We start from the raw sequence: 7,159 nt of genomic DNA, 5'->3' as shown, positions 1-7,159 counted from the left end.
CGGAAGTTAAGCTCTTCAGCGCCGATGGTAGTTGGGGGTCTCCCCCTGTGAGAGTAGGACGTCGCTGGGCAACAGAGAAGAAGGTCATCCCGTCAAGGGGTGGCCTTTTTTGTGTGCAAAAAAGTAGACATAATCTTTTCCCGCGCCGACCCTCTCCAGTACGACCCATCCGTCCAAGACAAGACCTTCTTGCAGGAATGACTGCATCCAACTAACTCTCCATCTAAAATAGTTTCCATGAAACGACTTCGGGTGTAGAAATCGATTTACTTGCTGCAGAAAAAGGGTCACTTGTTGCAGAAATCAAGTTACTTGCCTTAGAAAACACATTATTTGCTCCAGAACGCCCGCTCAGTCACAAAACCCTTGCTAGTAAGACCTGAAATGTCAAAGACCTCTTTCTAGCAAATGCTTGATTACAAAATGCGTTTCTAGGAAGACCTTAGATCTCCAAGTGCATTTCTGATAAGATCTGGTCTGTCAGTGATCGAATGCCCGCTGTCCTACACAGTGCTTCTTGTGAAAATGACTAGAGCCTCGCGTTAGCGCAGCGAGTCTCGACTCTGAAGTGGTGCGCACTAATTCTAGTAAAAGACAGACTAGAGGCGGAGCCGACTCGAAGAAGATGCAGGGCACACCTTTCCTGCAAGAAAGCACTTGAACCAGCCAGGTCCAACTGGAGATGATTGTGGGAGGTTAAACTAAGAAGAACCGCGCAGGGGCCGCTCGAATTGAGCGGCCCCTGTCCTCTTCCTTTTTAATTTGATCTTTAGAACAAGCATCGTAAGATGGATCTGGCTCTTTAAAGAACCCTCCGCCATACCGATGCCATCTTATTTTGACCTTTAGAACAAGCATCGTAAAATGGATCTGGTTCTTTCAAGAACCCTCCCCCGTACCGATGCCATCTTCCTTTGATCTTGAAAAGCAAGCATCATAAGATGGATCTGGCTCTCTCAAAAACCATCCACCATACCGATGCCATCTTCCTTTGATCTTTAGAGCAAGCATCGTAAGGTGGATCTGGGCTTTTTCAAAAATATTCAGTGTCACACAAAAAAACCTCTTCCCACCAAAGTGGAAAGAGGTTCTTCAAGTAATTAGATTACTCGTTGATTGTAACGTTACGTAATTGGTAGATACCATCAGTACCGATATCGAAACCTTGTACGTTATCAGAAACACCAGTCAAATACTCAGTGTGAAGTAAGAATGCCATTGGAGCGTCATCAGTTAAGAGCTGAGCCACTTCAGCATAGATCGCTTCACGAGCTGCTGGATCTGGTTCTTGGCGACCTTGGTCAAGTAACGCATCTACTTCAGCGTTCTCGTAGAATGAACGGTTACCTGGGTTACCTTTTTGTGAAGAGTGGAACAATGCATACATACCGTAGTCAGCGTCACCAGTTGGGTTAGACCAACCTAGGATGAACATATCGTGTTGACCAGCAGCAGTTTGCTCTAGGTACGTACCGAATTCCATAACTTCAATTTCAACTGTGATATTCAATTCAGCTAGAGCTTCTTGAACAAGTACAGCGATTGCTTGACGTTGTGGGTTATCGTTCGTCCAGATTGTTGTAGAGAAGCCATCAGCCATGCCTGCTTCTTCTAGAAGAGCACGTGCTTCATCCATGTTGTACTCAACAGCATCGATGTCTTCAGTGAAACCAAAGATTCCAGGAGCTAGAGGCCCGATAGCTGGAATTCCGTAGTTATCATAGATACCGCTGATGATTGCTTCGCGGTCGATTGCTTTAGAGATTGCTTGACGAACTAATGGATCATTGAATGGTTCTTTTTCTGTATTGAATCCAAGGTAAGCTAAGCTTGAAGAAGCTTTTTGATTTACAGTTGCAACGCCAGAGTTGTTGATACGCTCAACTTCGTTTGGTTGAACTGGATCGATAATGTGTACGTTTCCAGTTTCAAGGTCAGCTGCACGTACTTGAGAATCTGGAACAACGCGGAATGTTACAGAATCTACTTTCGCGCCATCTTCACCCCAATAGTTTTCATTCTTCACAAGTTTGATTTCTGAGCCAGGAGTCCAAGAATCAAATTGGAAGAATCCAGTTCCAACTGGGTTTTCTGAAATAACAGAACCTGGGTCAGAACCACCATTTAATGCTTCATAATCTGCTTCAATAGAAGCTGGAGATACCATACCGCCACCGTTGTGTGAAAGGTGAGCTAATAATGGTGCGAATGGATACTCAGTAGTAATGTTTACTTCGTAGTCACTCACAACTTCAACATTTGAAATCATTTCGAATAAGAAAAGACGTGGAGAAGCTACAGCTGGATCAAGGATACGATCCAAGTTTGCTTTTACAACTTCAGCGTTGAACTCTTCACCATCGTGGAAAGTAACGCCTTCACGTAATTTGAATGACCAAGTAGTTTCATCTACTTGCTCCCAAGACTCAGCAAGACCTGGTACGATTTCGTTGTTCTCATCACGGTTAACTAGTGTTTCATAGATGTTTGCCTGAACGACTGAAGATGGAACATCATTTGAACCAGCAGGATCAAGTGAAGAAGCATCTGATAATACAGCAAGGATTAAGTCGCCGCCTTCTGCTCCAGCATTTTCAGTACCTTCTGTGCCTTCTGTTTCTTCTGCTGGATCTTCAGTAGTGTTTTCGTTATTACTACCACCTGCGCAAGCTGCAAGAACTAGTGCAAGCATAAGCGTCAGCAGAAGGAACAAAAGTGACTTTTTGTTAATAGCCATACGTGAATTGCCCCCTATACATTAAATGTTTTGAATATTAAAGTGAACATAATATTCAAAAAATAATATACCATACTCTGAATTGTGGTACAAGGTAGTTTATTCCAATTTGACAATCAAAAGGGTAGATTTATAGCTCTAGTTAAATGAAAAAAATAATGTTTTTATGATTTCCTTGCCAATATCATACATATATATTGCGATTAAATTATATTAAAATAGTTAGAAAAACGAATGTACGCGCTTTCTTTTTAGAATAAGCTTTCCCTAATATAATAAATTTTTGTTCTGTATATTCTGATAATAGAGATTTGTACATTTTTTTCAATAAATCTAAACTAGTCATATAAGCGTGAATCTTGTAAAATAAGCTAGTCTACGTTTTTGACAGAATTGTTAAATAAGAAAGGGTGTAAACTTCATGAGTGAGGAAACAGTGAATCATCCTGTGACAGCCAAAAAAGTGAATCCGCAACTTGAGAGCTTCAAGCAATTTTGGCGTCGACTTGCCAAAAACAGAGCTGCTCTAATTGGGGGCATTATGATTCTATTTTTTATTGTCATGGCATTTGTCGGTCCGTGGATCATTTCAACCTTCACGGATATGCAACCTAACAAAACAAGTGTTGCCAACAAACTTCAAGGCCCATCTGCTGAACACTGGTTTGGCACGGATAGTTATGGACGAGATATTTTCACACGAATCGTATTTGGTATGAAACTTACATTATATGTAGGATTCTTATCAGTATTTGTTGGGGGAGTAATTGGAGTCGTTTTAGGAATTGTTTCAGGGTATTACGGAGGGAAAGTTGATACGATCATCATGCGTTTGATGGATGTCCTTCTTGCATTCCCTGGTATCCTACTAGCTTTAGCAATCGTAGCTGTACTAGGTGGAAGTTTAACAAATGTAATTATCGCAGTAGGTATTTTCTCAGTTCCAGCCTTTGCGCGTATCGTTCGTGGATCTACTTTGTCTGTGAAAAAATTAGAATACATTGATGCTGTGCGAGCATTAGGGGCATCCGATTTGCGGATTATCTTTAAGCATATTTTGCCGAACGTTATGTCGCCAATTATTGTTCAAGCATCCCTGCGTATTGCAACTGCAATTTTAACAGGTGCAGGACTTGCCTTCTTAGGACTTGGTGCACAGCCTCCAGCTCCAGAGTGGGGAGCTATGCTAAACGAAGGTCGCCAATACATGTATGAAGCGGGCCACGTGGCATTATTCCCAGGACTTATGATTGTACTTGTAGTACTAGCGTTCAATATCTTTGGTGATGGAGTTCGTGACGCATTAGATCCAAAAATGAAAAAATAGGGGTGACTAACGTTGACTAAGTATATTATCCGAAGACTTCTTCAGACCATTCCAGTACTGCTCGGGGTAACGATATTAGTATTCTCGTTAATGCACCTCGTACCTGGTGATCCAGCAAAAATCATTGCTGGTGAGGGAGCGTCTGAACAAACTGTTGATAACATCCGTGAACGTCTTGGCTTAAATGATCCAATTCCTGTTCAATACGGAACATTTTTAGGAAATGCATTACAAGGAGACCTTGGTTCATCTATTCGTTCAGGACGACCTGTTATGGATGAAATCTCCGCGCGGTTCTGGGTGACCTTCGAGCTCGCCTTTTATTCGACTATACTCGCAGTATTCTTGGGGCTAATTGCGGGAATCATTTCTGCAGTTCGCCATTACACGCTAACCGATGTTACGGTTATGATTATTGCGTTATTCGGTCTTTCAATGCCAAACTTCTGGTTCGGGTTACTTCTGATTCAGTGGTTCGCTATCGGAAACTGGATGCCGGAGTCTTTAGAGTTCTTGAAAATGCGGCCATCTGGTTGGGGAGACGACTGGAGACAGATTGTCTTACCAGTAGTGACTCTTGGAACCGGTGGAGCTGCCATCATTGCCCGAATGACACGTTCGTCTATGCTTGAGGTAATTGGTCAAGACTATATCCGTACAGCCCGTGCGAAAGGTTTAACAGAACGTATCGTAGTTTACCGTCATGCATTAAAGAATGCGCTTATCCCGGTAGTAACCGTTGTCGGACTTGAATTTGGTGGTTTCCTAGGTGGAGCTGTACTGACGGAGACAATTTTTGCGATTAACGGAATGGGACGTTTGACGATTGATGCGATTCGTACACGTGACTTCCCGATCGTTCAAGGAACTGTACTTGTCATTTCAGTCTTGTTCGTACTTGTAAACTTACTTGTTGATATTTCATATCGCTACTTAAATAAACGTATTGATCTAAACTAGGAAGGAGTGTCTCAACTTGATTTCAAAAGATAATGTTCTTGAAGTGAGAAACCTGCAGACGTCCTTCTCTACGGATAAAGGTGAAGTACGCGCAGTAGATGGCGTAAGCTTTGATGTTCCTAAAGGAAAGACAATTGGAATCGTTGGAGAGTCAGGTTCAGGGAAGAGTATCACGTCTCTATCGATTCTACGACTGCTTGCTGAGAACGGTAAAATTAAAGGTGGAGAAATCCGCTACAAAGGTGAAGATTTAACAAAGGTAACGGAGAAGCGCATGCGTGAATTGCGTGGGAATGATATCTCCATGATCTTCCAAGAGCCAATGACATCGTTAAACCCTGTCTACACAGTGGGGCAGCAAATTAGTGAGAGTTTAATAGCGCACAAAGGGATGAACAAAAAGCAAGCGATGGTTCGCTCAGTCGAACTTTTAAAACTTGTTGGAATCCCGTCGCCTGAAAAACGCGTGAAAGCCTATCCATTTGAGCTTTCGGGTGGTATGCGTCAGCGTGTCATGATTGCCATGTCACTAGCGTGTGATCCAGAAATTTTGATTGCTGATGAGCCAACTACCGCACTTGACGTAACAATTCAAGCACAAATCCTAGAGTTGATTAAAGACTTGCAAGACCGCCTGGGTATGTCTGTTATTTTCATTACACACGACCTTGGTGTTGTGGCAGAGACATGTGATTACGTTGCAGTTATGTATGCAGGACAAGTAGTAGAGTATTCGAATATTCGAACACTGTTTAAGCAACCGAAACATCCGTATTCCATCGGTCTTTTAAACTCGCTACCGCGTCATGATATTGACCAGGAGAAGTTAGTTCCTATTAAAGGAAATGTACCAAGTCCACATGAAATGCCAACAGGATGTCGTTTTGCACCACGTTGCCCAGCTGCTACTGATCTTTGTCGTGCGAAGTTGCCGGAGCTTATGGAAGACGAAGCAGGAAATCAAATCCGTTGTTGGATCTATTCGGACGAATGGCCAGGCGAGAAGGAGGTAACTGTTTATGGCGAAAAAAGAATTGCTAAAGGTTGAAGGCCTCAAACAATACTTCCCGATTAAAGGTGGATTTTTAGGGCGTACAGTCAACCACGTAAAAGCTGTTGATGATATCAGTTTCACAATCTATGAAGGTGAAACAGTCAGTATCGTAGGGGAATCGGGTTGTGGGAAATCCACAACAGGTCGTTCTATTCTTCGACTTGAAGAGCCAACGGAAGGGAAAGTTGAATTCCAAGGCGTCAACCTTGCTGATATTAGTAAACGTCAGATGCGTGATTACCGCAAAGATTTGCAGATCATTTTCCAAGATCCGTATGCGTCGATCAATCCTCGTCAAACGGTCGCATCTGTTTTAAATGAAGCGATGGAAATTCAAAAGGTCTTACCTGCAAACAAGCGTCGTGCACGAATCGAAGAACTTCTTGAAACAGTTGGGCTTCTTCCTTATCAAGCCGATCGTTTCCCGCACGAGTTCTCAGGTGGTCAGCGTCAGCGTATCGGGATTGCCCGTGCGTTGTCAGTGGATCCGAAACTGATTATCTGTGATGAAGCAGTATCGGCACTTGATGTATCGATTCAAGCGCAGGTTCTGAATTTGCTTGAAGATCTGCAAGAAGAGTTCAACTTGACGTATCTCTTCATTTCCCATGACCTAGGTGTCGTTCGTCACATCTCGGACCGGATTATTGTTATGTATCTTGGGAAGATTGTAGAGATTGCTGACAAGATAAGCCTGTTTGAAAATCCTCAACATCCGTATACGAAAGCCTTATTGTCTGCGATTCCGGTTCCGGACCCAGACAAGAAGAAAGAGCGTATCGTGTTGAAAGGTGATGTGCCGTCACCGATCGACCCACCAGAAGGATGCCGTTTCCATACGCGTTGTCCGTTTGCAACAGACAAGTGTCGCACGGAAGAGCCAAAGCTGCGTACTTCTGATTTGATGAAGGACGAGCACGAAGCTGCGTGTCACTACATGGAAGAAATCACTGCAGGCACAATGCAACCGAATTACTAAGTGTCTGAGAGGCTGGGACAAAACCTAGACTCTAATTGAAAAAGCGCGCACCGCAGAAAATTCTGCGGTGCGCGCTTTTTGTGTACAAAAATAAGGACAACT

Annotated in this window: 5 protein-coding genes and 1 rRNA gene; 5 read left to right on the top strand and 1 reads right to left on the bottom strand. The window is 43.1% G+C overall.

The features are described 5' to 3' along the window. A 5S ribosomal RNA gene (gene rrf, locus JOD03_RS13975) occupies nt 1-70 on the top strand; the annotation flags it as partial. 1,035 nt (nt 71-1,105) lie between these two features. Here rrf and JOD03_RS13625 read toward each other — a convergent pair. After that, nucleotides 1,106-2,737 (bottom strand): glutathione ABC transporter substrate-binding protein, encoded by a 1,632-nt coding sequence (locus JOD03_RS13625; protein WP_204592010.1) that lies wholly within the window; start codon nt 2,735-2,737, stop codon nt 1,106-1,108. 421 nt (nt 2,738-3,158) lie between these two features. Between JOD03_RS13625 and nikC the strand changes: the two genes are divergently transcribed. Genes nikC through JOD03_RS13605 form a run of 4 tightly spaced genes read left to right on the top strand, consistent with a single transcriptional unit; the run spans nt 3,159 to nt 7,057 of the window. Further along, the gene (nikC, locus tag JOD03_RS13620; protein ID WP_204592008.1) at nt 3,159-4,064 is read left to right on the top strand and encodes a nickel transporter permease; all 906 of its coding nucleotides are present in this window, start codon (nt 3,159-3,161) and stop codon (nt 4,062-4,064) included. A 12-nt stretch (nt 4,065-4,076) separates the two neighbouring features. Further along, nucleotides 4,077-5,024: an ABC transporter permease gene (locus tag JOD03_RS13615; RefSeq protein WP_204592006.1), complete on the top strand. Its 948-nt coding sequence runs from the start codon at nt 4,077-4,079 to the stop codon at nt 5,022-5,024. A 19-nt stretch (nt 5,025-5,043) separates the two neighbouring features. Continuing rightward, complete coding sequence (locus JOD03_RS13610; RefSeq protein ID WP_204592012.1) at nt 5,044-6,072, top strand: oligopeptide/dipeptide ABC transporter ATP-binding protein; 1,029 nt, start codon at nt 5,044-5,046, stop codon at nt 6,070-6,072. Next, complete coding sequence (locus tag JOD03_RS13605) at nt 6,044-7,057, top strand: ABC transporter ATP-binding protein (protein ID WP_204592004.1); 1,014 nt, start codon at nt 6,044-6,046, stop codon at nt 7,055-7,057. The genes JOD03_RS13610 and JOD03_RS13605 overlap by 29 nt, the downstream gene beginning before the upstream one ends. Nucleotides 7,058-7,159: the final 102 nt, after the last annotated feature.

The sequence above is a fragment of the Chryseomicrobium aureum genome (genome assembly GCF_016909155.1).
In the GTDB taxonomy this organism is placed as follows: domain Bacteria; phylum Bacillota; class Bacilli; order Bacillales_A; family Planococcaceae; genus Chryseomicrobium; species Chryseomicrobium aureum.
Note: the sequence above shows the minus strand (reverse complement) of the source record. Positions and strands in the feature narration are given on the sequence as shown.